Origin of the sequence: Streptomyces sp. 3MP-14 (assembly GCF_006334905.2) — a bacterium.
Lineage (GTDB): Bacteria > Actinomycetota > Actinomycetes > Streptomycetales > Streptomycetaceae > Streptomyces > Streptomyces triticirhizae.
In genome coordinates this window covers 123,402-148,288 of sequence record NZ_VDLZ02000004.1, presented here as the reverse complement: position 1 = coordinate 148,288, position 24,887 = coordinate 123,402, and the positions used below count along the sequence as shown (strand labels likewise).

Annotated in this window: 20 protein-coding genes; 11 read left to right on the top strand and 9 right to left on the bottom strand. The window is 72.7% G+C overall.

Features of this window, described 5'->3' with window-relative positions; translation table 11 throughout:
• Positions 1-300 precede the first annotated feature (300 nt).
• From rpsA to FH609_RS07430, 4 genes are all read left to right on the top strand, one after another.
• Positions 301-1,815 carry a 30S ribosomal protein S1 gene (gene rpsA, locus FH609_RS07445; RefSeq protein WP_139666536.1) on the top strand — a complete coding sequence of 505 codons (1,515 nt, stop codon included), beginning with the start codon at positions 301-303 and terminating at the stop codon, positions 1,813-1,815.
• 179 nt (positions 1,816-1,994) lie between these two features.
• Entirely contained in the window at positions 1,995-2,942 is a 948-nt protein-coding gene (locus FH609_RS07440) for a proteasome assembly chaperone family protein (RefSeq protein ID WP_139666537.1), read from the top strand.
• A 15-nt stretch (positions 2,943-2,957) separates the two neighbouring features.
• Entirely contained in the window at positions 2,958-3,560 is a 603-nt protein-coding gene (gene coaE, locus FH609_RS07435; RefSeq protein WP_139666538.1) for a dephospho-CoA kinase, read from the top strand.
• 62 nt (positions 3,561-3,622) lie between these two features.
• Positions 3,623-3,979 carry a hypothetical protein gene (locus FH609_RS07430; RefSeq protein WP_139666539.1) on the top strand — a complete coding sequence of 119 codons (357 nt, stop codon included), beginning with the start codon at positions 3,623-3,625 and terminating at the stop codon, positions 3,977-3,979.
• Between the two features lie 39 nt (positions 3,980-4,018).
• On the opposite strand, the gene FH609_RS07425 is transcribed toward FH609_RS07430, so the two are convergent.
• Together FH609_RS07425 and FH609_RS07420 are read right to left on the bottom strand one after the other, a co-directional pair.
• Positions 4,019-5,263: an FUSC family protein gene (locus FH609_RS07425; protein ID WP_139666540.1), complete on the bottom strand. Its 1,245-nt coding sequence runs from the start codon at positions 5,261-5,263 to the stop codon at positions 4,019-4,021.
• A gap of 155 nt (positions 5,264-5,418) precedes the next feature.
• Positions 5,419-5,652, bottom strand: a complete 234-nt coding sequence (locus tag FH609_RS07420; protein ID WP_139666541.1) for a hypothetical protein — start codon at positions 5,650-5,652, stop codon at positions 5,419-5,421.
• A gap of 167 nt (positions 5,653-5,819) precedes the next feature.
• Between FH609_RS07420 and FH609_RS07415 the strand changes: the two genes are divergently transcribed.
• The 6 genes from FH609_RS07415 to FH609_RS07390 all read left to right on the top strand — a co-directional run bounded on the left by FH609_RS07415 (position 5,820) and on the right by FH609_RS07390 (position 11,142).
• Entirely contained in the window at positions 5,820-6,476 is a 657-nt protein-coding gene (locus FH609_RS07415; RefSeq protein WP_139666542.1) for a uridine kinase, read from the top strand.
• A gap of 110 nt (positions 6,477-6,586) precedes the next feature.
• Complete coding sequence (locus tag FH609_RS07410) at positions 6,587-7,027, top strand: DUF6224 family protein (RefSeq protein WP_139666543.1); 441 nt, start codon at positions 6,587-6,589, stop codon at positions 7,025-7,027.
• A 116-nt stretch (positions 7,028-7,143) separates the two neighbouring features.
• A complete protein-coding gene (locus tag FH609_RS07405) occupies positions 7,144-7,593 on the top strand; it encodes a type II toxin-antitoxin system PemK/MazF family toxin (protein ID WP_139666544.1) in 450 nt (149 codons plus the stop codon).
• 39 nt (positions 7,594-7,632) lie between these two features.
• Positions 7,633-9,186, top strand: coding sequence for a 3'-5' exonuclease (locus FH609_RS07400; protein WP_139666545.1), 1,554 nt, complete (start codon positions 7,633-7,635; stop codon positions 9,184-9,186).
• Positions 9,187-9,282: 96 nt separating this feature from the next.
• Positions 9,283-10,020 (top strand): PIG-L deacetylase family protein, encoded by a 738-nt coding sequence (locus FH609_RS07395; protein ID WP_139666546.1) that lies wholly within the window; start codon positions 9,283-9,285, stop codon positions 10,018-10,020.
• A gap of 426 nt (positions 10,021-10,446) precedes the next feature.
• On the top strand, positions 10,447-11,142 hold the full coding sequence (locus tag FH609_RS07390) for a M23 family metallopeptidase (protein ID WP_139666547.1): 696 nt from the start codon (positions 10,447-10,449) through the stop codon (positions 11,140-11,142).
• Between the two features lie 50 nt (positions 11,143-11,192).
• Here the strand turns inward: FH609_RS07390 and FH609_RS07385 are convergent, their stop codons facing one another.
• The 5 genes from FH609_RS07385 to FH609_RS07365 form a co-directional block, all read right to left on the bottom strand.
• A complete protein-coding gene (locus tag FH609_RS07385; RefSeq protein ID WP_139666548.1) occupies positions 11,193-11,825 on the bottom strand; it encodes a hypothetical protein in 633 nt (210 codons plus the stop codon).
• Positions 11,826-12,025: 200 nt separating this feature from the next.
• The gene (locus FH609_RS07380) at positions 12,026-12,943 is read right to left on the bottom strand and encodes an RNA polymerase sigma-70 factor (RefSeq protein ID WP_226961474.1); all 918 of its coding nucleotides are present in this window, start codon (positions 12,941-12,943) and stop codon (positions 12,026-12,028) included.
• Between the two features lie 45 nt (positions 12,944-12,988).
• The gene (locus FH609_RS07375) at positions 12,989-14,188 is read right to left on the bottom strand and encodes an NAD(P)/FAD-dependent oxidoreductase (protein WP_139666550.1); all 1,200 of its coding nucleotides are present in this window, start codon (positions 14,186-14,188) and stop codon (positions 12,989-12,991) included.
• A 121-nt stretch (positions 14,189-14,309) separates the two neighbouring features.
• A complete protein-coding gene (locus tag FH609_RS07370; RefSeq protein WP_139666551.1) occupies positions 14,310-14,852 on the bottom strand; it encodes a methylated-DNA--[protein]-cysteine S-methyltransferase in 543 nt (180 codons plus the stop codon).
• Between the two features lie 111 nt (positions 14,853-14,963).
• Positions 14,964-15,902 (bottom strand): glycerophosphodiester phosphodiesterase, encoded by a 939-nt coding sequence (locus tag FH609_RS07365; RefSeq protein ID WP_139666552.1) that lies wholly within the window; start codon positions 15,900-15,902, stop codon positions 14,964-14,966.
• A 162-nt stretch (positions 15,903-16,064) separates the two neighbouring features.
• Between FH609_RS07365 and uvrB the strand changes: the two genes are divergently transcribed.
• Entirely contained in the window at positions 16,065-18,197 is a 2,133-nt protein-coding gene (gene uvrB / locus FH609_RS07360) for an excinuclease ABC subunit UvrB (protein ID WP_139666553.1), read from the top strand.
• 87 nt (positions 18,198-18,284) lie between these two features.
• On the opposite strand, the gene FH609_RS07355 is transcribed toward uvrB, so the two are convergent.
• Together FH609_RS07355 and uvrA are read right to left on the bottom strand one after the other, a co-directional pair.
• A complete protein-coding gene (locus FH609_RS07355) occupies positions 18,285-21,719 on the bottom strand; it encodes a phosphodiester glycosidase family protein (RefSeq protein ID WP_226961473.1) in 3,435 nt (1,144 codons plus the stop codon).
• A 141-nt stretch (positions 21,720-21,860) separates the two neighbouring features.
• Complete coding sequence (gene uvrA / locus FH609_RS07350; RefSeq protein WP_139666554.1) at positions 21,861-24,827, bottom strand: excinuclease ABC subunit UvrA; 2,967 nt, start codon at positions 24,825-24,827, stop codon at positions 21,861-21,863.
• Positions 24,828-24,887 lie beyond the last annotated feature (60 nt).

The window sequence follows — 24,887 nt, the reverse complement described above, 5'->3', positions numbered from 1 at the left end:
GTGTGAGGGCCGAGTGAAAAGTGCCAGGTTTGGCCCAATAGCGCCCCTCGTGGGGCGAACCGCGCATTGACCCTGATCGGATGCCCCCGTATGCTATAAGACGCGCTGCGGGCTTGCGCGCCTCGGACGGAGCAGGTCGCGCTCGCATCTGTTGTATGTCCCCTCGGTTGGCGAGGCGCGTTTTTCCGGTCCTTCGGGATTGGGGGTCGCGCTTCTCAGGCTGTCCGGCTGCGGCAGTGCGATATTGGTCTTCGGCGTAGCAGTGCCTACCAATATGTCCGTACCGGAGCCCTTTACCACATGACGAGCAGCACCGAGACCACCGCGACCACCCCGCAGGTTGCGGTCAACGACATCGGTTCCGAGGAAGCCTTCCTCGCCGCGATCGACGAGACGATCAAGTACTTCAACGACGGCGACATCGTCGACGGCGTCATCGTGAAGGTCGACCGGGACGAGGTCCTGCTCGACATCGGCTACAAGACCGAGGGAGTCATTCCCTCGCGCGAGCTGTCGATCAAGCACGACGTGGACCCCAACGAGGTCGTCGCTGTCGGCGATGAGATCGAGGCCCTGGTTCTCCAGAAGGAGGACAAGGAAGGCCGTCTCATCCTGTCCAAGAAGCGCGCCCAGTACGAGCGCGCCTGGGGCACCATCGAGAAGATCAAGGACGAGGACGGCATCGTCACCGGTACCGTCATCGAGGTCGTCAAGGGCGGCCTCATCCTCGACATCGGCCTCCGGGGCTTCCTCCCGGCCTCCCTGGTGGAGATGCGCCGGGTCAGGGACCTCCAGCCGTACGTCGGCAAGGAGCTCGAAGCCAAGATCATCGAGCTGGACAAGAACCGCAACAACGTGGTTCTCTCCCGCCGCGCCTGGCTGGAGCAGACCCAGAGCGAGGTCCGCCAGACCTTCCTCACCACCCTCCAGAAGGGCCAGGTGCGCTCCGGCGTCGTCTCCTCGATCGTCAACTTCGGCGCCTTCGTCGACCTGGGCGGCGTGGACGGCCTGGTGCACGTCTCCGAGCTGTCCTGGAAGCACATCGACCACCCCTCCGAGGTGGTCGAGGTCGGCCAGGAGGTCACCGTCGAGGTGCTCGACGTCGACATGGACCGCGAGCGCGTCTCCCTGTCGCTGAAGGCCACCCAGGAAGACCCGTGGCAGCAGTTCGCCAGGACCCACCAGATCGGCCAGGTCGTGCCCGGCAAGGTCACCAAGCTGGTGCCGTTCGGCGCGTTCGTCCGGGTCGACGAGGGCATCGAGGGCCTGGTCCACATCTCCGAGCTGGCCGAGCGCCACGTGGAGATCCCGGAGCAGGTCGTCCAGGTCAACGACGAGATCTTCGTCAAGGTCATCGACATCGACCTCGAGCGTCGTCGGATCAGCCTCTCGCTGAAGCAGGCCAACGAGAACTTCGGCCCCGACCCGATGGTGGTCGAGTTCGACCCGACCCTCTACGGCATGGCCGCGTCCTACGACGACCAGGGCAACTACATCTACCCCGAGGGCTTCGACCCGGAGGCGAACGACTGGCTGCCCGGCTTCGACAAGCAGCGCGAGGAGTGGGAGCGCCAGTACGCCGAGGCGCAGCAGCGCTTCGAGCAGCACCAGGCGCAGGTCATCAAGTCCCGCGAGGCGGACGCCCAGGCCGAGGCCGAGGCGGCCGGCGGCGGTGGCGGCGGCGGTGCCCAGCAGTCGGGCGGCGGCTCCGGCGGCGGTTCGTACTCCTCCAGCCCGTCGGAGGACTCCGGTGCGTTGGCATCGGACGAGGCGCTCGCCGCGCTTCGGGAGAAGCTGGCCGGCGGCCAGAGCTGACCCAGCCGTCGCGGGTGTGACTCATCCGCGCCCGAGGGCCCGTTTCCGTGAGGAGACGGGCCCTTGGCGTCTTCCGGGCCCCGCCGCCCCTACCCTGGGGTCCCGCCGCACGCGGAATGCTGTGGCGGGTGCGGGCGTTGAGACGGCAGACGCGAGACAGCGGAAGGGGAGCGGGTACGGTGCGTGATCCGCAGGAGTTGTACGCATGGGAGCCCGACGGGATCGCCCGGGTCGAGGAGGCCGTCGGCGGGCCCGACAGCGCGGGACCGGTGCTGATCTACCACTTTGACGGTTTCATCGACGCGGGCGACACCGGCGGACAGCTGATCGAGCAGCTGCTGGACCAGTCGACCGAGACGGTGGCCAGTTTCGACCATGACCGGCTGGTGGACTACCGGGCCAGACGGCCGTCCATGGCCTTCCGACGTGACCGGTGGACGGCCTTCGAACAGCCCGGCATCAGGCTCCGGTTGGTGAGGGACGCGACGCACCAGCCGTTCCTCGTTCTCTCCGGCCCCGAGCCCGATGTGGAGTGGGAGGGCTTCGCCGCCGCCGTTCGCCAGATCGTGGAGCGGTTGCGGGTGCGGCTTTCGGTCAACTTCCATGGCATTCCCATGGGTGTCCCGCACACCAGGCCGGTGGGGCTGACCCCGCACGGGAACCGCGCCGAGCTGGTGCCGGTGCGGCGTTCGCTCTTCGAGGAGGCGCAGGTTCCGGGGAGCGCGGCGGCGCTGGTGGAGCTGCGGCTGGAGCAGGGCGGGCACGACGTGCTCGGCGTGGCGGCGCATGTGCCGCACTACATCGCGCGGTCGCGTTACCCGGATGCCGCCCTGGTGGTGCTGGAGGCGGTCACCGCCGCCACCGGTCTGGTGCTGCCGGACGCGGTGCACACGCTGCGGGTGCGGGCGTTGAAGACGCAGGACGAGATCGAGCGCGAGCTGGCCGAGGGCGAGTCCGACCTGGTGGCCGTGGTGCGCGGGCTTGAGCAGCAGTACGACGCCATCGCCGGCGGCGCCACCCGGGGCAACCTGGTGGCCGAGCCGGTGGAGCTGCCGTCGGCCGACGAGTTGGGCGAGGTCTTCGAGCGCTTCCTGGCGGAGCGCGAGGACGGCGACGGTCAGCCGTAGCGGTAGCCTGCCGCCATGGTGGCTGTGGGCCTGACCGGCGGGATCGGCGCCGGCAAGAGTGAGGCGGCGCGGGCGCTGGCGCGCCGGGGCGCGGTGATCGTGGACTCGGACGTCATCGCGCGCGAGGTGGTGGCGCCGGGCACGCCGGGACTCGCGGCCGTGGTCGCCGAGTTCGGCGCTGAGGTGCTGGCCGCCGACGGGTCGCTGGACCGCGAGCGGCTGGGGCGGCTGGTCTTCGCCGACGCCGGGCGTCGCAGGGCGCTCAACGGGATCGTCCACCCGCTGGTGGCGCGCCGCTCGGCCGAGTTGCAGCAGGCGGCGGGCCCGGGGGCGGTGGTGGTGCACGACGTTCCGCTGCTCGCCGAGGAGCGGCTGTCGCACCGCTATCGCGCGGTGATCGTGGTGGACGCCTCGGACGAGACCCGGCTGGCGCGGCTGACCGGGGCGCGCGGCATGAGCGAGGTGGACGCCAGGGCCCGGATGGGCGCCCAGGCCAGCCGGGAGGAACGGCTGGCGATCGCGGACTTCGTGCTCGACAATGACGGGACGCTGGCGGAACTCGACGCCCAGGTCGAGGAGTTGTGGCCGAGGCTGGTGGAGCTGGCCGAGGAGGGCTGAGCGTTCCGGGGGTGCGGCGAACCCGTGGCGGCGCCGGTGCCCGGGGCGCTACCGTAATGGTCATGGAGCTTGAGTCCGCCATCGCCCTGGTCACCGCCGCCGCCGGTAGCGTCGCCACCGAGGCGGGGCGTCACGCCTGGGAGTCGCTCATGTCGCTGACCCGCCGCATCACCGGCCGGGCCGATCCCGTCGTCCCGGACGACGAGGAGTCGGTGCGGGTGCTGGTCGGGGAGATCAGCGATCGGGCCGAGGCGGACGAGGAGTTCGCCGACCAGCTGCGGGACTGGGCGGCGACCCACCAGCCGGCGCTGGACGCCCAGCGGAGCACCGTGCACAACAAGGTCGGGGGGAACGCCCAGGTCAGCGGCCCGGTGATCCAGGCGCAGAACATCACGGGGCCCATTACCTTCGGTTCCTGACGCCGCGACGGGTCCGCCGGCGGCTCGACGGAACGGCGGTCAGCCGGCCCGTCCGGGCCGGAGGCGGGCCTTGGCGCGGGAACGCAGCCGGCGCATCCGCCGGCGGATGCGGTGCAGCCGGGGGTTCTGCTCGCGCTCCTCGCGGGAGACCCGGTCCAGCTCCCTGGCCAGCTTGGCGGAGCGGTGCTCGGTGTCCAGCTCGTCCAGCAGCCGGTCCACCTCGGCGAGCATCGAGCCGTGCCACTGCCACTGCTTGGGGTGCTCCTGCACGCGGGTCAGCAGGAGTTGGGCGACGTGCTCGCGGCTGATCCTGGCCGCGTCCAGTTCGACCTCCAGGAACGCCTCGGCCTCGTCGGCGGTGCTGCTGACCTGACTGGTGATCAGCGTCGCGAAGCTGTCCACCGCGCCCGCGAGGTTGCTCAGCAGCTCCCGCACGGCGGGCGCCACGTCGTCGGGGAAGAGCGGCTGGTCGCCGCGCCTGGCGGCGAGGTCGGTCAGGTTGCGGGAGAGGGTGCGCAGGATCACCGCGCAGACCTCCAGGGTGTCCAGGCCGGTGCGCAGCACGATCCTGGTGAGCACCGGTTCCTTGGCCCTTGGGTTGAAGCGCAGGCTCTCCTCGGCCTGGGTCAGGGAGGCGTCCACCTGCGCCACGTCGTGGTCGAGCTGGCGGGCCTCCTCCAGCTTGTCGGAGAGCTTGGGGAGCCTGGGCTCCCGCTCGTCGGCCTCCTCGCTGAGCCGCACCAAGAGTTGACGCATCCGCCGGGCCTGTTCCTCGATGTCGTCGCCGGCCGAGCGCACCCAGACGGGCGGGATGAAGACCAGGTTGAACAGCAGCCCGACCACCGCGCCGATCACCGTCTCCACGACCCGGTCCAGGGCGGTCTCGGCGACCTGGGTCACGCCGAGCACCAGCATCGCGGAGATCGCGACCTCGGGAACGAACTCGCTGACCCGCACCAGATGACCGACCGTCAGCGCGGCCAGGATCAGCAGCCCCAGGCTCCACCAGCTGAGGCCGACCACGGCGCTGAAGGCGGAGGCCAGCAGCACGCCGGTGACCACCGCGTTGACCCGGCGCACGCCGGTGGTGATGGTGGCGTAGAGGGTGACCTGCACGACCAGGAGCGCGGTGAGGGGGGCCAGCAGCGGCGCGGTGACGTCCGTGAGCCAGAGCGCGGCCATGTAGGCGAGGGTCGCGGCGGCGGAGGACCGGAGGGTCTGGACCACCACGGGCTCGCCGCGCCGCTTGGCGAGATCGATGATCTGCTCGGAGACATCCGGCATATATCTCCCCTTTCGCTCCCTGTGGTGTTTTTCGGGTAACACCTGACAAGAAGATGTCATCTGCCGGGGCCGGGGGAGCGAATCCCGGGGAGGTCTGCGCGTCCCGGTCGGCGTGGGGGAGTCGCTGGCGGGGAGTGCTGCGGGGAGGGGCCGGCTCAGGAGGCGGTCGTCAGCCGCATCAGGGTGAGCATCTCGTTCTGCAACTCGGCGGTGAAGGGCTCGTCCTCCGCGCGTTGGTGCGGCACCAGCGGAACGCCCAGCCGGCCGCCGCCGGTCAGCCAGGCGTTGAAGGTGCGCATCAGCAGAATGAACTGCGCGGCCGGTAACCGGGCGCGCAGCGCCTCCACATAGGGGACGAGCTGCGTGGGTTCGGTGGCGTTGTGGCTCATGGATCTATCGTGCGGCGCCGGGCGCGCGGAGGGAAGAACGCGCCCACCTCGGGGAACGGGCGCCGGCCCGGCCGCCGTCCGCGCTCCGGGCGGGGTCGGCCCGCGCTCCAGCCGCGCCCGTCCTGGCCCCGTCCGCGCCCCCGCCGGGCCTCGACGATGATGGGGGGATGCGGCTGGAGGCGATCACCTGGGAGAAGCTGGCCGCCGCCCTCGCCGAGGGGGTGCTCGCCCCGGGGGCCGAGCCGGGGGCCGGGCCGGGAACGTGGCGGCGGATGCTGCTCGACGGCGCCCCGGTGGCCGGCGGCGAACGACTGGCCCGCGCCGTCGCCGAGGAGCTGCGGGTGCGGGGCCGCTCGGCGCTCGTGGTGGACGCGGCCGGCTTCCTGCGCGCGGCCTCGCTGCGTTACGAGTTCGGCCGGCGGGACCCGGACTCCTACCGGGAGTCCTGGCTGGACGTCGGCGCGCTCTGGCGGGAGGTGCTGACGCCGCTGGACCCCGGCGGAAGCGGGCGGGTGCTGCCCGACCTGTGGGACGCGGAGCGGGACCGGGCGACGCGCAGCCCGTATGTCGAACTCCCGCCGGGTGGCGTGCTGTTGCTCCATGGCACCTTCCTGCTGGGGCGATGGTTTCCCGCCGATCTGACGGTCCACCTGGCCCTCTCCGAGGGCGCGCTGGCGCGGCGCACGCCGGCGGAGGAGCGGTGGACGTTGCCCGCCTTCGCCCGGTACGCGGCGGAGGAGGACCCGCTGCGGGCCGCCGACGTGGTGGTGCGGATGGACCATCCCGACCGGCCGGCGTGGAGCGGGCCGCCCGGAGAAGGTTGACCGGGCCCCGTCCCGGGGGCGGGAAGTCGACCGAACGGGCCCGTCCCCGCGCGTGAGCTGACACACTGGGTGTTCGTACCGTCAGCGCACAGTGAGCAGGGAGTTGACGCGTGGACGACGCCGTCAGGCCGTACACCAGGGACGAAGTGCTGCACGCCGTGGCCCTGATCAAGGCCCATCTGGCCGAGGACGAGGAGGCGGTGCGGGCGCTCCAGGACGAGTCGGACGAGAGCGCTCGCCAGTGCGCCCGCTCCATGTTCGCGTTGGCGCACCTCATCGTCTTCGGGCAGGTCATCCCCGACATGTGGGTGGTGCGGCGGAAGGTCGACTTCGGCGACACCGGCCGGGTGCCCGAACTCAACCTCGCCATCCATGTGTTGAAGCGGATGGAGGAGCGCGTCGCGCTCGCCCATGTCCATCCGGTGGTGGGCGCGCTCTCGGCGGGCGACGTGATGGACCTGATCGTGCAGTGCACCGACACCGCGATGGCCGACGTGCCGCGCTTCCTCGACGGCATCCGGGAGCGCGTGCTGCGTTCGATGGAGCCCTGAGCCCCGGGCCTTCGCCTCCCCTCACAACTCCGCTGCCACCGGCCGGGGTTCGACCGTTCCCCACGCTAAGGCCCGCCACTGACAAGGGAGGTGGACGGCGGCGATACCGTGTGCCCATGGATCGCACCCAGGCAGACGAGATACATGGTCGTTACGGAGCCACCGCCACCGTCGAGGTGGAGCCGCGCCGCATAGGGCGCGTGCGCACCGAGTACGCGCCGGAGCCCGACGGCGATCCGGACCCCGGGGAGATCGTCTGGACCTGGGTGCCCTATGAGGAGGGGGACGGCCGGGGCAAGGACCGGCCGGTGCTGGTGGTGGCGCGCGAGGCGGACCGGGAGACCCTGCTGGCCGTGCAGTTGACGAGCCGGGACCGGGACCGCGACGACGAGTGGCTGCCGCTCGGCTCCGGGCCGTGGGACCGCACGGGCCGCGACTCCTGGGTGCATCTGGAGCGCGTGTTGCGGGTCCACCCGGACGGGATGCGCCGGGAGGCGTGCGCGCTTGACCGCGCGCGGTTCAATCGCGTCGTGCACAACCTCCAGGCGCGCCACGGCTGGCGCTGAGCGCGCCGCCCGCGTTCCCCTCCGCCCCTCGGAACACCGATGCAGACCGACATACCGGACCCGCTCGACGCCCCCGGTTCCCCCGCCGACCCCGGCACCGACGGCGTCTCTCGTTCCCCTTCCCGCTCACTGCCGGCCGCGCCGGCCCACCCGTTGACCGGCCACCGCTATGTGGTGCTCGACTGCGAGACCACCGGTTTCGAGCCCGAGCGCGGCGACCGGATGGTCTCGCTCGCCCTCGTCACCGTCGTCGACGGCCGGGTCACCGACCGCTGGACCAGCCTGCTCGACCCGGGCCGGGACACCGGACCCGTGCACATCCACGGGATCACCAAGGCCCAGAGCACGGCGGCGCCACGCTTCGTCGAGGTGCTGCCCGCGATCCTCGACCGGCTCGACGGCGCGGTCCTGGTGGCCCACAACGTCGGCTTCGACCTGCGGTTCCTCGCCATGGAGCTGGAGCTGGCCGGCGCCGGGCCCGTCCCCGGGACCAGCCTCGACACCCTCACCCTGGCCCGCCGCTACCTGCCGGAGCTGGCCAACCACCGGCTGACCACCTGCGTCGCCTCGCTGGGCCTGCCGCACCGGGCGCACCGCGCCGACTCCGACGCCGAGGTCACCGCCGCGCTGCTGCTCGAACTCCTCGACCGCGCCGCCGCCGACGGGCACACCGGCCTGGACGGGCTCGCCGAGCCCAGCGCCGAGGTGCTGCGCCGCGAGCGCCGCCGGCGCGCCCGCTGCGACGCCGAGACCCCGGGGCTGAGCCCGGCGCATCGCGGCGCCCACGAGGTGATCGCGGCCTGGCGCGACGGCGTCGCGGCCTGGCGCGCGGCGCTGACCACCCTCCAGGAGGAGGACTGCCCCGAGGCCGGACGGCTGTGGGGCTGGTTCGGCGGAACGCTCAGCTCCCCGACCGCCGCCTTCGGCCGGCCGCGCCCCGAGTGGGCGCGACAGGCGCTGGTGACCGCGCTCGACCTGCTGCTCGCCGACCCCGAGACCCGCAGGGACGACGTCGCCCAGCCCGTGACCTGGCTGGCCGCGCTCGACCAGGGGGCCGAGAGCCCGGACCACCTGCTGGCCCTCTTCCCCGAGACCGCGGCCGCCATCGCCGCGCTCCCGGACTGCGGCCGCTGCTGGTCCTGTGTGACCCTCGGCCTGTGCGCCACCGGCAGCGCCGGGGCCGCGCTGGTCTCGCACTACGGGGCCGACCCGGCGTGGGTCGACGAGCTGTCCGCCGCGCTGCCGCTGCTGCGCGCCGCCGGCGACCTCGCGGCCCTGGGGCGCGCCGCCCGCTACGCGGGGCAGGGAATGGAACGACGGGGGCGCGTGGCCGAGGCGATGCGCCTGTGGCAGTGGGCGGTGGACCAGGGGGTGCGCGACCCGGTGGTCTTCAACCGGCTCTCCCTCGGCCACGAGCGCCTCGGCGAGGACCGGGCCGCGCTGGCCGTCTGCGAACGGGGGCTGAGCCACCGCCGCGACGAGGGCGCCCGCGCCGTCTGGGAGACGCTGACCCGCCGCGCCGAGCGCTGCCGCAGGCGGCTGGCCGGGCTTCCGGTGCCGACCGTTCCCGAGCCGGAGGCCCCGGACGGCTGATCCACGCCCTAGGGTCGGTGTCCCCCGGCCCGTCGCATCGCTCCCGGCCGCGTGCCGGGGCCCGTTCCGGTTCCGTTCCGACCCGAGGAGACCCCGGTGACCGACCAGCTGCCCCCGATGCCCCTGGACTGGCGGCGTGCCCTGGCCATCGTGGCCCACCCGGACGACCTGGAGTACGGCGCCTCCGGGGCCGTCGCCGAGTGGACCGAGAGTGGCCGCGAGGTCGCGTATGTGCTGGTCACCAGGGGCGAGGCCGGCATCGACGGCATCCCGCCCGAGGAGTCGGCCCGGGTGCGGGAGGCCGAGCAGCGGGCCAGCGCCACGGCCGTCGGGGTGCGGACGGTGGAGTTCCTCGACCACCGCGACGGGGTGGTCGAGCCGGGGCTCGCGCTCCGCGCCGACCTGGCGGCGGCCGTCCGCCGGCACCGGCCCGAGCTGCTGATCACCCTCAACCACCACGACACCTGGGGCGGCACCGCCTGGAACACCCCCGACCACCGCACCGTGGGGCGTGCCGTGCTGGACGCGGCCGGGGACGCCGGGAACCGCTGGATCTTCCCCGACCAGCTGGGCGAGGGCGGCCTCGAACCCTGGGACGGGGTCCGCTGGGTGGCCGTGGCGGCCTCGCCCCGGCCCACCCACGCTCAGCCGCTGAGCGACGCCGCGCTGGAGCGGGGCATCGCCTCGCTGGTCGAGCACGGCGCCTATGTCACCGGTCTCGGCGAGGCCGACCCCGCCGCCTACGCGCGGGAGCTGCTGACGGGCGCCGCCGACGCGGCCGCCCCGCGCTTCGGCGGCCGGCGTTGCACCACGTTCGAGGTCTTCCCCCGCTGAGACGGCCCGAGCCCAACCGGCTCCCGAGGGCCTTTCCGAGCCCTTTTCGACGCCGTCGCGGTGACACCCGACACACCCCTTTCGGCGCCTACGACCGCTAATAGGAGCGGAAAGGGACCAAGGTCCCGGGACTTTCGTCGCCCCGCGCCGGGAATTTCGCCCGGCGCGCCGGGCGACTTCCGGACGTTCGAAGGAAAGCGCAGGTGGGCGCCGGTGACGTCGCCGCGACGCGCACGGCGACACCTGTTCCGGGAGGCGTTTCCGCATTCCGTGAAGGGCCTGTCGAGGGCCTTTGTTCCCGTCCCTCTCGCTACGGGTTCGGGTAGTAATGGGGGGTCTTGTGTCGGGGTGAATTGCCCGTTATCAATGAGATTCGCCCGGTCGCTTTCGGTCGGGATGTCCCCGAATCGCAGAGGTTGTTCTTCCATGCTGAACACCACCACGACCACCACCCTGAACCGCGCCCCCAAGTCGCTCCGTGCCCGCGCCGCCGCCGCCGTGGTGGCCGGCGTGTGCGCCACGGTCGCCCTGTCCGGTGCGGCTGTGGCGGCCGAGGGCGGGAGCAGCACCCAGGCCGACGTGTTCGCCTCGCACTCCACCGCCGAACTCGCCGAGACCACCCATGGCCAGGCCCAGCACGCGGCCAGCGCGCCGAGCCAGGAGGCCCAGGACAGCAAGGGCGACGACAAGCCCAGCGCCGAGGACTGGGTCTCGCCGATCGCCGGTGACTACGAGCTGTCGGCGACGTATGGCAACAGCGGTGACCGCTGGGCCAGCAAGCACAGTGGCCAGGACTTCGCCGTGCCCAACGGCACCGAGGTGAACGCCGTGCACGAGGGCACCGTGGTGAAGGCCGGTGGCAACGGTGCCGGTGACGGTCCCGCCTACGGCAACGCCGTGGTGGTCGACCATGGTGACGGCACCTTCACCCAGTACGCGCACCTCTCCGAGGTCGAGGTCGCGGTGGGTGACGAGGTGGACACCGGCGAGGAGATCGCGCTGTCCGGTAACACCGGTAACAGCAGCGGCCCGCACCTCCACTTCGAGGTCCGCACCACCGCCGACTACGGCTCGGCCATCGACCCGATGAAGTTCCTGCGCGACCAGGACGCCGAGGTGTGAGTCGGTCGACTGACCCCCGACCGACCTTCGGATGACCTCGGCGCGGCCCCCTAGCGGGGCCCGCCGACCGGGTCACCCTCCCCGGCGGCGGCCCGCCTGGCGGCACACTCCCCACGGAGCGCCGGGTAGGCCGCCGCTATCGCGTCCCAGCACCGCCCGGTGAGCAGCCGCCGCCCCTCGGCCCGGCTCTCGCCGGGCGGCAGCGCGTTCAGCAGCTCCTCGTGCGGCGCCAGCCGGTCCAGCAGCCAGCGCACCTCCCAGTGCGCCAGCTCGGCCGGCGTCAGCTCCGCCGCCGTGACCGCCCGGGGCCGGTGCCCCCAGGAGCGCGCGGCCCGCCCGGCGTCCCACAGGTTCCGGTGCGCCACCGCCCGCTCCGCCAGCTCCGCCTCGGAGAGCCGGGGGAGCGCCAGCCGCGCCGCCCGGATCGCGGCCAGCCCCTCGGCCCGCCTCCTGGCCTGCGCCTCGCGCTGCGCGCTGGCCCGCCGCCGACGCAGCTGGAGCGCCGCGACGAACTCCGGCAGCCGCTCCGTCTCCCGCACCCGGTCGCTCAGATACAGCTCGACCGGGCTGGTCCGGTCGGGCTCGCCGAGGAAGGAGCGCACCAGCAGCGGCGTCCAGCCTCGGGCCCGCAGGGCCTCCAGGGAGCAGTAGGTGATCGCCGGCCGATCCTGGGACAGCGCCATCGTCGCCTCCTTGCCCTGGGACGCGGGTGCCCCGGGCACCCGGGGCGACCTCGGCTCGCGCGCCGCCGGCCCCTCCGGGGCCCGGACCGTCAGTATCGGCGCGACCGGCGGTGATCGCCTCCGCGCCGGAGCCGGAGCCGGAGCCGCAGCCGGAGCGGCACCGGCGCGGCGGCCCGTGGCGGCGCGGCGAACGCCCCCGCTCACCGCAGGGTCAGCGGGGTCTCGGCGGACAGGCGGGACAGCTTCTCCGGATTCCTGACGTAGTACAGCCCGGCGATGCGGGCGTCCTCGACGCGGATCGCCAGCACGCCGTCGACCTCGCCGTCCAGGCGGACGACCAGCGCCGGATTGCCGTTGACCAGCGTCGGCTCGCCGCTGGCCGTGGCGCCGGCCTTGGCGAGGCCGCCGAAGAGCAGGCGGGCCACCTTCTCGGCGCCGGTGATCGGCCGGGGCGCGGCCTGCCGGACCCCGCCGCCGTCGCCGACCAGCACGACATCGGGCGCGAGCACGTCGAGCACGCCCTGGAGGTCCCCGGTCTCGAACGCCCGGCGGAACGACTCCAGCGCCGCCCGGGTCTCGGCGGCCGAGGCCGTCTCGCGGGGGCGGCGGGCGTCGACGTGCCGCCGCGCGCGGTGCGCGATCTGACGCACGGCCGCCGGCGTCCGGTCGACGGCGCTCGCGATCTCCTCGTAGCTCACCTCGAAGACCTCGCGCAGCACGAAGACCACCCGCTCCGTCGGCGCCAGCGTCTCCAGCACGTGCAGGAGCGCCAGCGACAGGCTCTCGGCGAGTTCGACGTCCTGCGCCACGTCGGGGGCGGTGAGCAGCGGCTCCGGCAGCCAGGAGCCCACATACGCCTCCTTGCGGCGCTTCAGGGCGCGCAGCCAGTTCAGCGACTGCCGGGTGGTGATCCGGACCAGGTAGGCGCGCCGGTCGCGCACCCGGTCCAGGTCGACACCGGCCCACCGCAGCCAGGTCTCCTGGAGAACGTCCTCCGCGTCGGCCGCCGAGCCGAGGATCTCGTAGGCGACGGTGAACAGCAGGTTGCGATGGGCGAGGAACGCCTCGGTCGCCGGGTCCGACGCGTCCGTCGCGCCGCGCTCCGTGGGCTCGCTCACGTTCCCCGCCTTCCCTTCCTCTCGTTCCGGGTTCACGAACCGGCCTCAGGCCGGGCGCCCGCTGCCTGCGGGAGAGCCCTCGCCCTGGGCGCGCAGCAGCCGCTCGCGCTTGCCGTCCTTGACCCACAGGTTGCGCTTTCCCGGCTTGCGGCCCTCGTTCGCGAGCTGCTTGACGGTGCTCGCGCACACGAACTCCTTCAGTTTCGCCCCGGGACGTCCCCCGAGGTGGAGCCGGAGCGCCACGTCGTTCCGGTGCGCGAACTGGAAGACCCCGGCGCCCCGCCCCAGGCTGAGGCACTGGCCGGCGAATCCGACGGCGACGTTCGCTGGCCGCTCGCCCGCGATCCGGCTGAGCACCGTCTCGGCGGCCTGCGGGCCCAGCTGGACGGCGGACTGGCAGCCCATCCGGAACGGCAGGTCCGAGGGGGCCGCCGAGTCGCCGGCGGCCACGATCCGGTCGTCGTCCACGCTGGTCAGCGTCTCGTTGGTGATCAGGCGCCCCAGGGCGTCGGTGGTCAGCCCGCTGCGGGCGGCCAGGTCGGGGACGCCGAAGCCGGTGGTCCAGACGGTCACCCCGCTGGGCAGCTCCCGGCCGTCGGCCAGGCGCACCGCTTGGCGCGTCACGGCCGTCACCTCGGTGCCGGGGCCGTCGACCACCGCCACGCCCAGCCGGGACAGCTGCCGGGCGACCGAGCGGCGGCCCTTCGGGTGCAGGTAGGGGCCGAGGTCCCCGCCGCAGACCAGGGTCACGGAGTGGCCCTCCTCCGCCAGCTCGGCGGCGGTCTCGATGCCGGCCGGTCCGGCCCCGACCACCGTCAGCGCGGCCGTCGCCGGCAGGTCGTCCAGGGTGGACCGCAGCCGCTGTGCCTCCTCCAGGCTGGCGACCGGGTAGGCGAACTCCGCCGCCCCCGGCACCCCCGACCCGGTGCTGCCGCTGCCCACCGCGTAGATCAGGTAGTCGTAGTGGACGGGGCTGCCGGCCACCAGCGTCAGCTCGCGCGCGGCCGCGTCGATGTGCTCCACGCTGTCGACCACGAGCCGGACGCGGGCGTTGAGCAGCTCGGGGAAGTCGACGACCGCCTCGTGCGAACCGCCGACGACCTGGTGCAGGCGGATGCGCTCCACGAAGTTCGGGCGCGGGTTGATCAGGGTCACGGTCACCTCGTCGCGCCGCGTCAGGCGGTTGGCCGCCATGACGCCCGCGTACCCGCCGCCGACCACGACGACCTCGGTGTTCTCGGCCATGGTGTCTCCTCCAGTGCCAGGGGGTTCGCACTCAAGACACCGGACCGTCGGCCGCTGTGACACGGGGCGGCTCGCCTGTGAGCCGGATCACCCGGGGGAGGACTCGGGGAGGTCCCGGGGCTCAGAAGAGCGGGCTGGGCAACACCCCCTCCAGGGCCAGCAGTTGGCGCTTGGTCTCCAGGCCGCCGCCGAAGCCGCCTATGCCGCCGTCGGAGGTCACCACCCGGTGGCAGGGCACGACCACCGGCAGGGGATTGGCCCCCATCGCCGCGCCCACCGCCTGCGCGGCCCCCGGCTCGCCGACCCGGCGGGCCAGGTCCTGGTAGGAGACGACGGTGCCCAGGGGCACGCCGGTGGCCAGCTCCCGCAGGACCCGCTCGGTGAAGCCGGACGCCAACGACCAGTCCAGCGCCAGCTCGAAGGCGCGCAGCCGCCCCGCGAAGTAGGCCGCCAGCTGGCCGGCGGCCTCCGTCAGCATCGGGTGGCCGGCCGCCGGCGCCGGGCGCACGCCCAGCCCCCTGGCCAGGGCGGACAGCGTGCCCGGCACCCGGCGCTCGTCGGCGTGGAAGACCACCCGGACCAGCCCGAGCCCCGTCGCCGCCAGCAGCAGCGGGCCGATCGGCGTCCGCTCCACGGACCAGACGCAGTCCTTCCCCTCACTCATGCCGGGCTCCTCACTCATGCCGGGCAGCTTAGGGCGCCCCACTGACAACGCCCCGAGGCGGAGGAACGGCGCTGGTCAGGCCCGGGCCCGGCCGTTGGGTCCCGCCCCGGATCAGTCCCGCAGCGCCGCCCGGACCACGTCGGGAACGTCCGAGATGATGCCGTCCACGCCCAGCGCCGCGACCCGGTTAGCCAGCTCGCCGTCGTTGACCGTCCAGGTGTAGACCTTCAGCGGCCGGCCGTGCGGCCCGCGCACCGACTGGACGCTCGCCACGTACTCCTCGGTGAGGTCGGCGTGCCGGGGGTTGATCTGGTCGGCGAACTCCGCGTACTCCGGGATCTCGTCGACCGGCGGGGTCCCCAGGAAGCCGGTCTCCACCCGGGGCGCCAGCCCGTGGACCGTGCGCACCGAGTCCGCGTCGAAGCTCTGGAGCACCACCCGCTGCCCCGGGTACCACTCGCGGAGCCAGCCCTGCTCGCCCAGCTCGTCCAGGATCTCCGCCTCGATGCCCGGGTACAGCTCGGGCGACTTCAGTTCGAGCAGCAGCCGCTGCCGGTTGTCGCCCAGCTCGTCGAGGAACTCCGTCAGCGTCGGCACCGGCTCGCCCGCGAACTCCTCCCCGAACCAGCTGCCCGCGTCCAGCCGGGAGATCTCCTCGGCGGTGAAGTCCGCCACCCGCCAGGGCGCCCGGTCGGGGAAGACCTCCTCCACGTTGGTCGTCCGGGCCAGGGTCGTGTCGTGCATCAGCACCAGCTCGCCGTCGCTGGTGCGCTGCACGTCGGTCTCGACCCAGGTGGTGCGGGTCTCGGCGGCGGCCTCGGCTGCCGCCACGGTGTTCTCCGGCGCGTAGCCCGAGGCGCCCCGGTGCGCCACCAGCAGCGGGCCGCGCTCGGGCCAGCCCGCCGTGACCGCCGCCGTCCGCACGCCGTCGGTCGAGGCGGCCTCGGCGCTGCTGGGGGAGGTGCTGCCGGGCAGCGAGGTGACCGGCACCACGGTGAGGGCGATGGCGCCGAGAAGCCAACCGGGCCAGCCGGCGGTGACGTTGCTCATGAGGAACTCCTCGCATCCGTGTGGGGAACGCGGGGAGCTTGCCCGCCCGGGGGAAACCTTCGGGTGCGCGAACGGTGACTGTCAGTTGAACAGCGTGAGACCTCGGGGGGCGAGGTTTCGGCGGCGACCCGGTTGTCAGTGGTGGGTCGTACGGTGGGGTACATGCCCGTCTCAGATATCGCACGCACCTCGACCCCCTTCGAGGTGGTCAGCCCGTACCAGCCCAGCGGCGACCAGCCGGCGGCCATCGCCGAGCTGGAGAAGCGCGTCAGGGGCGGTGAGAAGGACGTCGTCCTGCTGGGCGCCACCGGCACCGGCAAGTCGGCGACCACGGCGTGGATGATCGAGCGGCTGCAACGCCCCACCCTGGTGATCGCGCCGAACAAGACGCTGGCGGCCCAGCTGGCCAACGAGTTCCGCGAGCTGCTGCCGAACAACGCGGTCGAGTACTTCGTCTCGTACTACGACTACTACCAGCCCGAGGCGTACGTCCCGCAGACGGACACCTACATCGAGAAGGACTCCTCGATCAACGACGAGGTGGAGCGGCTGCGGCACAGCGCGACCAACTCGCTGCTCACCCGGCGCGACGTGGTGGTCGTGGCGTCCGTCTCCTGCATCTACGGCCTGGGCACGCCGCAGGAGTACGTGGACCGCATGGTGCCGCTGCGGGTCGGCGAGGAGATCGACCGGGACGCCCTGCTGCGTCGCTTTGTCGACATCCAGTACGCGCGCAACGACGTGGCGTTCACCCGGGGCACCTTCCGGGTGCGGGGCGACACCATCGAGATCTTCCCGGTCTACGAGGAACTGGCCGTCCGGATCGAGATGTTCGGCGACGAGATCGAGGCGCTCTCCACGCTCCACCCGATCACCGGCGAGGTCATCTCCACCGAGGACCACCTCTATGTCTTCCCCGCCACGCACTATGTCGCCGGCCCCGAGCGGATGGAGCGGGCCGTCAACGGGATAGAGACCGAGCTGGGGGAGCGGCTGGAGACCCTGGAGCGGCAGGGCAAGCTGCTGGAGGCCCAGCGGCTGCGGATGCGCACCACCTACGACATCGAGATGATGCGCCAGATCGGCACCTGCTCCGGCATCGAGAACTACTCGCTGCACATCGACGGCCGCGAGACGGGCTCCCCGCCCTACACCCTGCTCGACTACTTCCCCGACGACTTCCTGCTGGTCATCGACGAGTCGCACAACACGGTCCCGCAGATCGGCGCGATGTACGAGGGCGACGCCTCGCGCAAGCGCACCCTGATCGACCACGGCTTCCGGCTGCCCTCCGCGCTGGACAACCGGCCGCTGCGCTGGGAGGAGTTCCTGGAGCGGATCGGGCAGACGGTCTATCTCTCGGCCACCCCGGGCTCCTACGAGCTGTCGCGCGGCGACGGCGTGGTGGAGCAGATCATCCGGCCGACCGGCCTGGTCGACCCGGAGGTCGTGGTCAAGCCGACGGAGGGCCAGATCGACGATCTGGTGCACGAGATCCGGCTGCGCGCCGAGCGCGACGAGCGGGTCCTGGTCACCACGCTCACCAAGAAGATGGCCGAGGACCTCACCGACTACTTCCTGGAGCTGGGCATCCGGGTCCGCTACCTCCACAGCGACGTGGACACCCTGCGCCGGGTGGAGCTGCTCCGCGAGCTGCGGGCCGGCGAGTTCGACGTGCTGGTCGGGATCAACCTGCTGCGGGAGGGCCTCGACCTGCCCGAGGTGTCGCTGGTCGCCATCCTCGACGCGGACAAGGAGGGCTTCCTGCGCTCCGGCACCTCGCTGATCCAGACCATCGGCCGGGCCGCGCGGAACGTCTCGGGGCAGGTCCACATGTACGCGGACCGGATGACCCCGTCGATGGAGCGCGCCATCGACGAGACCAACCGGCGGCGGGCCAGGCAGCTCGCCTACAACAAGGAGCGGGGCATCGACCCGCAGCCGCTGCGGAAGAAGATCAACGACATCGTGGCCGCCATCGCCCGCGAGGAGGTCGACACCCGGCAGCTGCTGGGCACCGGCTTCCGGGACGAGGCCGCCCGGGGCAAGGCCCCGGTGCCCAGCGTGCCGTCCGGCGGCGGCAAGGGCGCCGGTGCCGGCAGAGGCAAGGGCAAGGGGACCGGGGAGCTGACCGACCGCCCGGCCGCGGAGCTGGCCGAGACGATCGAGCAGCTCACCGAGCGGATGCGGGCGGCGGCGGCCGAGCTTCAGTTCGAGATCGCGGCCCGGCTGCGGGACGAGGTCTCCGAGATGAAGCGGGAGCTGCGGCAGATGAAGGAGGTCGGCCTGAGCTGAGCCGCGCCGTTCGCCTCGCCTCGGCGAGCGGCCGTGGGCGGGACGGCGCCCCGCCCACGGCCGCGTTCTCCCGGCCCCCCGACGCCGTCAGCGGCGGGTGATCTCCACCGTGGCCCGGCTGGTCTGCCCGTTGACCGTCACCTCCAGGGTGACCTCGCCGGGGCGCAGCCCGGTCAGTTCGCCGGTGGCCGGGTCGAAGGCGGCGACCGCCCGGTGGCCGGCCTCGTCCGCCGGCCCCAGGTGCAGGCCGCGTGAGCCGGACCAGTCGGCGCTGACCAGCGGCCCGACGGGCACCTCGCGGACGCCGCCAGCGCCGTCCTGGGACACCACGGCGGCCGCTTCGCCGGTGCCGCGCACCGGCAGGGAGTCGGGCGCGGTCAACGCCAGGCCGTCGACGCGCGCCACGGTGCGGACCGAGAGCCAGTCGGGTCCTGGCCGCTCCGGCGACCGCCGGACCTCGGCCTGCTCGGCGCGCGACACCGGATCGACGCCGACCAGGGACCAGCCGTTGAAGCCGCCCTCCTCTGGCACCGTCGCCGGCTCCTTGCCCGCGTTGCCATTGATCACAAACGGCACGCCGTCCAGTCGATAGGTGTCAAAGATCCCCACGTGCGCGCCGAGATAGACCACGCCCTTGCCGCTGCGCTGGCGGAACTCGGTCAACCACCGCTCCAGCAGCGCCGCCTCCCAGCGGTCGGTGAGCTGGCTGGCGGGCTGGGCCATGGTGTCCCTCGGCGGCACATGGCCGACCACCACCACCGAGTTGATCGCCCGGTCCTCGGCCGCGTCGTCCAACTGGGCGCGCAGCTCCCGGATCTGGGCGAAGCCGCCGCCCCGCAGGGTCAACGCCGAGGTGTCCAGGGTGACAAAACGCGTTCCCCGATGATCGAAGGTCAGCTGCGGATCGCCGAACTCGTTGCGGAAGTTGTCGATCGAGCCGCCCATCACCTCGTGGTTGCCCGGCACGTAGTACCAGGGCAGGTCGTCGCCCAGCTCCTCCTCGATCACCGTTCGGGCGAACGCCAGGTCCTCCGGCGCCCCCTCGTCCACCAGGTCCCCGTTGATCAGCACGAAGTCCGGGTCGGCGGCCCTGGCCTCGCGCAGGCTCCGCCGGGCCGAGGCGACCAGCTCGCTCTCCGGGTCCCGGGCCACGAACTGCGCGTCGGAGACCACGGCGAAGCGCCACTGACGCCCGTCGGTCCCGGCGGCCGTGTCGATCAACGGCTCGGCGCCGCGCGGCCGTTCGGGCAGCTCCACCTCGGGCGGCGTCAACGCGCGCAGCTCGTCGATGACGACCTCGCTGGCATAGCTCTGGTCCGGCCGGGTCTCCGCCAGATAGAACCGGTGCACCGACACCGGATAGGCCGTGCCCTGCGGCACCTCGAACGTCAGCTGGCGCCACCCCTCGAAGTCGAGGTGCTCGCCCCGCAACACCTGGTCGGTGCCCCGGGCGTCCCGCAACTGGAGCGAGGGCCAGGCGCCCCGGCCGTCGCCGCGCACCCACAGGGTGAACCGCGCGGGCTGGCCCGGGACTTCGAGGGCGGCCGGGGGATAGACATAGGCCGCCCTGGTCGCGGTGGACAGCGAGAAGTCGTAGGTCAGCCGCAGCCCCGCGCCCTCCCGACCCTCCGGCTCGGGCGCCACCGAGCCGTCGGCCCGTGCGTGGTCGAAGGTCCACGCGTCGGCGTCCGAGAAGTCGGCGACGGCGGTGTCGTCGAGGCCCACGGTGACGGCCAGTTGGGTGGTGACCTCCCCGACCGAGACCGTCACCAGACCGGACGCCGACCCGTGCTCCCCGGCGGTGACCGTGAACCCGCCGCCGGCCGCGTCCGGTTCGACGGTGAACAGCGAAGCGTCGTAGTCGAGCCGCGCGTCGGCCGGCTCGATCGGCGCCGAGGTGCCCGCCGCGTCCACGCCGAGGACGCCGAACGTGCCGACGGCTCCCGGGCCGGCCAACCCCAGCCGTCGGGTGCTGGTCGAGATCTCCGTCAGCTCGCCGAGGACGGTCAGTTCGGTCGTTCCCTCGGCGCGCCGTTCCCTGGCGCTGACCTCGACCGTTCCCGGCGAGCCGGCCCGGAAGACCCCGTCGCGCACGGTGCCGACCCGGGGCCGGTCGGAGTGCCAGCGCGGCCTCGTCTCGGCCGGGCCATAGGTCTCGTCGTGGCCGACGGCCGTCAACTCCCTGGTCAGGCCGGGGAAGACCCGCTCGGGGTGCCCGCCGGCCACCGGGTCGGCCGTCGGCGCCAGGGCCGGGTCGGCGACCGTGGCCACGCGCAGCCCGGCCAGCTCGCCGCTGCCGGTCGGGGTGGTGATGGCCAGCCCGTTGGGCACCTCGCGCTCCGCGCCGTCCGAGGGGCTGTTGACCAACTCGGGGGCGGCCTCGCCAGGAAGCCGGGCCAGCAGGGTGCTGGAGCCGCCGCCGTCGAGGTTGAGCGCGTTGTGGGCGCCGAGGTCGGCCATCATCACGGCCAGCTCGGTCAGCGTGGTGCCGCCCGAGTGGGCCTGCCGGCCCTCCACGCTCAGCACGAACATCCGCTGCCCGTCCCGGGAGAAGCCGACGGCGGTGCGCGGCGCGGTCGCGTTGTTGGGCAGGCCCTCCCAGTTCTGCGGCTCGCCGTCCACCACGAGCAGCCCGCGCCCGCCCACCGCCGTGCGCGGCAGCTCGGAGCCGTCGTCGGTGACCGGCGCGTACTCCAGCGACACCGGGTCGCCCACCCGGAGCCCTTCGAGGGCCAACGCCCCGCGCTCCCGGCCCAGCAGCACGGTGGTGTCCTCGGGGATCGGTCCGCCGCCCGGCTTGTCGGAGACCGAGGCGACCTCGCCGTCGCTGATCACCACCTCGGTGGTCTCGCCGGCGTCGGCCACCACCAGCTCCCGGTCCGCCTCGCCCCAGCCCGGGGTGAAGACCCCGACGCCGCCCGGCGGAAGGTCGGGACTGTTGAGCCCTGCCAGCTCGACCGCGCCGTCCGGCAGGGTGGCCGTGCCGTCGAAGTAGAGGTCGAGGATGCGGCCGGCGCCGTCCGGGGAGATCCCGACGGCCGAGGTGGCGCCCCCGGACGAGCCGTGTACCAGCTCGCCCTCGGAGATCCCGGGGCCGAGCGGGGCGTTGGTCGCGTTGATGTCGAAGAAGTCGGCGTTGATGGCCGCCACCGTGGTCCGGCCCTCGCCCGGGTCGTGGTCGGCGACCAGCTCGCTCAACGGCGCGGCGTCCGCGACGTGTTCGGGGGCGAGGTAGTCGACGCGCAGATCGGCGTCGAGGTCGAGGGTGAGCGCGTGGGCGCTCAGCCACTTGTCGGACTCCAGCCGGTGATAGCTGGTCAGCTCGGCGCCCGGGGCCAGCGGTTGCTCGGTCCGGGTCAGCTCGAGACCGTCGCGGTCCACGATCCCGGTGGGGAGTGTGGTGGTGAGCGAGGCGGTCGGCGGGTGTGGCGGAGCGGCGTTCGCCGGCGAGACCAGCCCGCTGGTCAGGGCGAACGCGGCTCCGGCCGCGATCAGTGAAGGTGCGCGAAGTGATCGGCGCACCGCGAATCCTGGCAAGGGAACTCCCTCAAGAACGCGTGCCTGGGGGCGCGGGTGTGCGCCCAGCGGCTCAGCGTTCCAAGGGAGTTGACGAGGTGCCAGGGGTCGATCAAGAACTCCCGGGAAACAGCGTGATCGAACAGCTCAGCGTTTGGCGGCGGCTCGCTTCTTCGCGGGCCGGGCGGCGCCGCCGGTCGAGGAGGCAGCCGAGGCGGCGGAGGTCTTCCGGGTCGACCTGCGGCGGCCTGCCGCCGGCGCGGCGTCGCTGACCGCGTCGCCCAGGATGTCCCGCAGGAACTTGCCGGTGTGGCTGGCCGGCACCGCGGCGACCTGCTCCGGGGTGCCCTCGGCGATCAGCTGGCCGCCGGCGAACCCGCCCTCGGGGCCCATGTCCAACACCCAGTCGGCGGTCTTGATCACATCGAGGTTGTGCTCGATGACCACCACCGTGTTGCCCTTGTCCACCAGGTCGGAGAGGACCGAGATCAGCTTGCGGATGTCCTCGAAGTGCAGCCCGGTGGTGGGCTCGTCCAGCACGTAGACCGTGCTGCCGGTGGCCCGCTTCTGCAACTCGGAGGCCAGCTTGACGCGCTGCGCCTCACCGCCGGAGAGCGTCGGCGCGGGCTGCCCGAGGCGGACATAGCCCAGGCCCACGTCGTTGAGGGTGCGCAGATGGCGGGCGATGGCGGGCACCGCAGCGAAGAAGTCCAGCGCCTCCTCGATGGGCATGTCCAGCACCTCGGCGATGGACTTGCCCTTGTAGTGCACCTCCAGGGTCTCCCGGTTGTACCGGGCGCCGTGGCAGACCTCGCAGGGTACGTAGACGTCCGGCAGGAAGTTCATCTCGATCTTGATCGTGCCGTCGCCCGAGCAGTTCTCGCAGCGGCCGCCCTTGACGTTGAACGAGAACCGCCCCGGCTGGTACCCCCGGACCTTGGCCTCCATGGTCTCGGCGAACAGCCGCCGCACATGGTCGAAGACCCCGGTGTACGTCGCCGGGTTGGACCGGGGCGTGCGGCCGATGGGGGACTGGTCGACGTGGACCACCTTGTCCACCAGGTCGTCCCCGGTGACCCGGGTGTGCCGCCCGGGGACCGCCTTGGCGCCGTTCAACTCCCGGGCCAGGTGGGTGTAGAGGATGTCGTTGACCAGGGTGGACTTCCCCGATCCCGAGACGCCGGTGACCGCCGTCAGCAGCCCCACCGGGAAGCTGACGTCGATCCCGCGCAGGTTGTGCTCGCGGGCGCCGTGCACCGTGATCATCCGGTCCGGGTCCAGCGGGCGCCGCTGCGCCGGGATCGGGATCGTGCGGGCGCCGGAGAGGTACTGCCCGGTCAGCGACTCCTCGTTGGTCAGCAGGCCGGCCAGGCTGCCGCTGTGCACCACCTTGCCGCCGTGCTCGCCGGCGCCGGGGCCGATGTCGACCACCCAGTCCGCCGTCTTGATGGTGTCCTCGTCGTGCTCGACGACGATCAGCGTGTTCCCCAGGTCGCGCAGCCGGACCAGGGTCTCGATCAGCCGGTGGTTGTCCCGCTGGTGCAGGCCGATGGACGGCTCGTCCAGCACGTAGAGCACCCCGACCAGCCCGGAGCCGATCTGGGTGGCCAGCCGGATGCGCTGCGCCTCGCCGCCGGAGAGCGAGCCGGCGGCCCGGTTGAGCGAGAGGTAGTCGAGGCCGACGTCCACCAGGAACCGCAGCCGCTCGTTGACCTCCTTGAGGACCCGCTCGGCGATCTTCTTCTCGCGGGCGGTCAGCTCCATCCGGCCGAGGAACTCGGCGCACTCGCTGATCGACATGCCGGCGACCTCGGCGATGGAGTGCCCCTGCACCGTGACCGCCAGCACCAGCGGCTTCAGCCGGGTGCCCTGGCAGGCCGGGCAGGGCACCTCGCGCATGTACCCCTCGAAGCGCTCGCGCCCGGAGTCCGTCTCGGCCTCCGCGTGCCGCCTGCGGATGAACGGCAGCACGCCCTCGAAGGCCGTGCTGTACGCCCGCTCCTGGCCGTGGCGGTTCTCGTAGCGGACCTCGATCTTGGTCTTGTGCCCGTTGAGCAGGGCCTTCTTGGCGCGCTGCGGCAGCCCGTCCCAGGGGATGTCGGTGCGGAAGTTCAACGCGTCGCCGAGCGCGCCGATCAGCAGGTTGAAGTACCCCTTGGTGTGGCCGTGCGACCAGGGGTGGATCGCGCCCTCCTCCAGGGTCTTCTCCGGGTCGGGGATGATCAGCTCCGGGTCGACCTCCATCCGGGTGCCGATGCCGGTGCACTCCGGGCAGGCGCCGAACGGGGAGTTGAACGAGAAGGAGCGCGGCTCCAGCTCCTCGAAGGAGAGGTCGTCGTACGGGCAGTACAGGTGCTCCGAGTACATCCGCTCCCGCTGCGGGTCGTCCTCGGGGAGGTCCACGAAGTCCAGGATGACCATCCCGCCGGAGAGGCCGAGGGCCGTCTCCACCGAGTCCGTCAGCCGCCGCTTGGCGCTCTCCTTGACGGTCAGCCGGTCCACCACCACCTCGATGGTGTGCTTCTCCTGCTTCTTCAGCTTGGGCGGGTCGGAGAGCTGGACCGTGGCGCCGTCCACCCGGGCGCGGCTGTACCCCTTGGCTTGGAGGTCGGCGAACAGGTCGACGAACTCGCCCTTGCGCTCGCGCACCAGCGGCGAGAGCACCTGGAACCGGCTGCCCTCGGCCAGGCCCAGGACCTTGTCCACGATGGCCTGGGGCGACTGCCGGGCGATCGGACGCCCGCACTCGGGGCAGTGCGGCTTGCCGATCCTGGCGAAGAGCAGCCGGAGGTAGTCGTAGACCTCCGTGATGGTGCCCACGGTGGAGCGCGGGTTGCGCGAGGTGGACTTCTGGTCGATGGAGACCGCCGGGGACAGGCCCTCGATGAAGTCCACGTCCGGCTTGTCCATCTGGCCCAGGAACTGCCGGGCGTATGAGGACAGCGACTCGACGTAGCGCCGCTGGCCCTCGGCGAAGATCGTGTCGAAGGCGAGCGAGGACTTGCCCGATCCCGACAGCCCGGTGAAGACGATGAGCGAGTCGCGGGGCAGGTCGAGCGAGACATTCCTGAGATTGTGCTCGCGAGCGCCACGAACGATGAGTCGGTCGGCCACGCCGGATGGCACCTTTCGTTGGTCGAGGGGGAAGCTCGCGCCTCGCGAGCGACCCATCCC

Bases quoted from the DNA above. Each gene is read 5' to 3' on its own strand.
- FH609_RS07385 (WP_139666548.1), bottom strand. From the start codon at position 11,825: ATGGCGCTGTCCCAGGATCGGCCGGCGATCACCTACTGCTCCCTGGAG.
- coaE (WP_139666538.1), top strand. From the start codon at position 2,958: ATGGTGGCTGTGGGCCTGACCGGCGGGATCGGCGCCGGCAAGAGTGAG.
- FH609_RS07405 (WP_139666544.1), top strand. From the start codon at position 7,144: ATGGATCGCACCCAGGCAGACGAGATACATGGTCGTTACGGAGCCACC.
- FH609_RS07370 (WP_139666551.1), bottom strand. From the start codon at position 14,852: ATGAGTGAGGGGAAGGACTGCGTCTGGTCCGTGGAGCGGACGCCGATC.
- FH609_RS07375 (WP_139666550.1), bottom strand. From the start codon at position 14,188: ATGGCCGAGAACACCGAGGTCGTCGTGGTCGGCGGCGGGTACGCGGGC.
- FH609_RS07400 (WP_139666545.1), top strand. From the start codon at position 7,633: ATGCAGACCGACATACCGGACCCGCTCGACGCCCCCGGTTCCCCCGCC.
- uvrB (WP_139666553.1), top strand. From the start codon at position 16,065: ATGCCCGTCTCAGATATCGCACGCACCTCGACCCCCTTCGAGGTGGTC.
- FH609_RS07420 (WP_139666541.1), bottom strand. From the start codon at position 5,652: ATGAGCCACAACGCCACCGAACCCACGCAGCTCGTCCCCTATGTGGAG.
- FH609_RS07430 (WP_139666539.1), top strand. From the start codon at position 3,623: ATGGAGCTTGAGTCCGCCATCGCCCTGGTCACCGCCGCCGCCGGTAGC.
- FH609_RS07365 (WP_139666552.1), bottom strand. From the start codon at position 15,902: ATGAGCAACGTCACCGCCGGCTGGCCCGGTTGGCTTCTCGGCGCCATC.
- FH609_RS07415 (WP_139666542.1), top strand. From the start codon at position 5,820: ATGCGGCTGGAGGCGATCACCTGGGAGAAGCTGGCCGCCGCCCTCGCC.
- rpsA (WP_139666536.1), top strand. From the start codon at position 301: ATGACGAGCAGCACCGAGACCACCGCGACCACCCCGCAGGTTGCGGTC.
- FH609_RS07425 (WP_139666540.1), bottom strand. From the start codon at position 5,263: ATGCCGGATGTCTCCGAGCAGATCATCGATCTCGCCAAGCGGCGCGGC.
- FH609_RS07390 (WP_139666547.1), top strand. From the start codon at position 10,447: ATGCTGAACACCACCACGACCACCACCCTGAACCGCGCCCCCAAGTCG.